The sequence below is a fragment of the Microcoleus sp. B3-A4 genome (genome assembly GCF_036705385.1).
In the GTDB taxonomy this organism is placed as follows: Bacteria; Cyanobacteriota; Cyanobacteriia; order Cyanobacteriales; family Microcoleaceae; genus Microcoleus.
In genome coordinates this window covers 1-1,361 of record NZ_JAUBUI010000217.1, presented here as the reverse complement: position 1 = coordinate 1,361, position 1,361 = coordinate 1, and the positions used below count along the sequence as shown (strand labels likewise).

The window sequence follows — 1,361 nt, the reverse complement described above, 5'->3', positions numbered from 1 at the left end:
AATTACACGGTGGCTGAAGGTGGCGTGGCTACGATTAACGTTACTCGCACCGGTGGCACGGCTGCTGCATCGATTAACTTCACTACTCTTGACGGTTCGGCAAGTTCAGCAGGCACAGCAGCGGACTACACTACGGCGGCGGGAGTGTTGAATTTTGCTGCGGGGCAAACAACCGCTAGTTTCCCCGTGACGACTTTGAGCGACATAACAGGGGAACCGCCGGAAACGGTGAATTTGGTGCTCTTGGGTGGCAATGTCAGTGGTCCTCCGTCAATTTTGACGATTAATGATGTCGCGCCAACTGGGACGACGCCAACTGCGACGCCGGCGCTGAGAGCTAGCAGTCTCTTCCAGTTCGCCCAACCAAATTACACGGTGGCTGAAGGCGGCGTGGCTACGACTTCCTTCTTTTACGGTTCGTCTCCCGATCCTATTATTGATGGTGGTTATGGAGTTGTTACGATTAATCGGGCTGGCAATCCTTCGGTTCCGGCTTCGGTGGACTATTTGATTGTTGCTCCTAGTGGTGGTCAACCTGTGAACAACGTAGACTTCACCATTGACAGTCCATTTGCTGTGAATCCTTCGTCCGGCACGGTGAACTTTAATCCCGGTCAAACTACCGTTAGTCTGACGATTAACAATCTTCCTGAGTTGACTGGTGGGGTGGTGAATTTGGGCTTTGGTCCAGGTTCGATCGGCGCTCCGGCATCGACTGCAATTACTCTGATTTAAGGCTGTTAGTAGGGCGAGGAATCCTTGCCCTACTAATACAGTAGATTGCAAGTTTATAGATGACATTAGCAGCATTTAGTAAAGCAGTTTTTTAGATGTTGAGGATTTATTAATTCGAGTGCGACGGCAGTTAATGTATCAATTATTTTTGTTAGCAAAAAAAGCTACGCCGAAAAAATTAAGTTGAAACCACCCTAATTCATTGGAATTAAAATCAGGAGAATACGGTGATAAGTTAATAATACTTGCACCAATTTCTTCAATCATCGGTGCAATAGGAGCCATTTTATTGGCTGGTAAATTATCCATTGATACTACCGCTCTCCACATTTACGAGGAAACTAAAAACTTTTCGATAAATACTTCAAATCCCTTGCCATCCATTAAGTCATTCATCATCATTAATGTCATCACTTTTTTAATACTAATGGTTCCACTTGCTGTAATTATTGCGCCTCGGTAAAATGGTTTTAGATCGGATACTCTGGTACCATGAGGCGAGCTAGCATAATTCCTGGTTAATAAGTAAAACCCCCATATCATCTATAAATCAATACGGTTTACTTAAGACCGAAAAAGTGATAAACTAGGTATGATGTACAAAAAAGTAAATCAAGTATAGTGCC

2 protein-coding genes are annotated in these 1,361 nt (G+C 44.5%); one reads left to right on the top strand and one right to left on the bottom strand.

Annotated elements, in window-relative coordinates:
* Positions 1–735: Calx-beta domain-containing protein (locus QUB33_RS29450; RefSeq protein WP_333358226.1), on the top strand; the 735-nt coding region annotated here is incomplete at its 5' end.
* Positions 736–873: 138 nt separating this feature from the next.
* On the opposite strand, the gene QUB33_RS29445 is transcribed toward QUB33_RS29450, so the two are convergent.
* Positions 874–1,044, bottom strand: a complete 171-nt coding sequence (locus QUB33_RS29445; RefSeq protein ID WP_333358223.1) for a hypothetical protein — start codon at positions 1,042–1,044, stop codon at positions 874–876.
* Between the last annotated feature and the right edge of the window lie 317 nt (positions 1,045–1,361).

Excerpts from the sequence above, each read along its gene's own strand:
- QUB33_RS29445 (WP_333358223.1), bottom strand. The coding sequence starts at position 1,044 with ATGGATAATTTACCAGCCAATAAAATGGCTCCTATTGCACCGATGATT.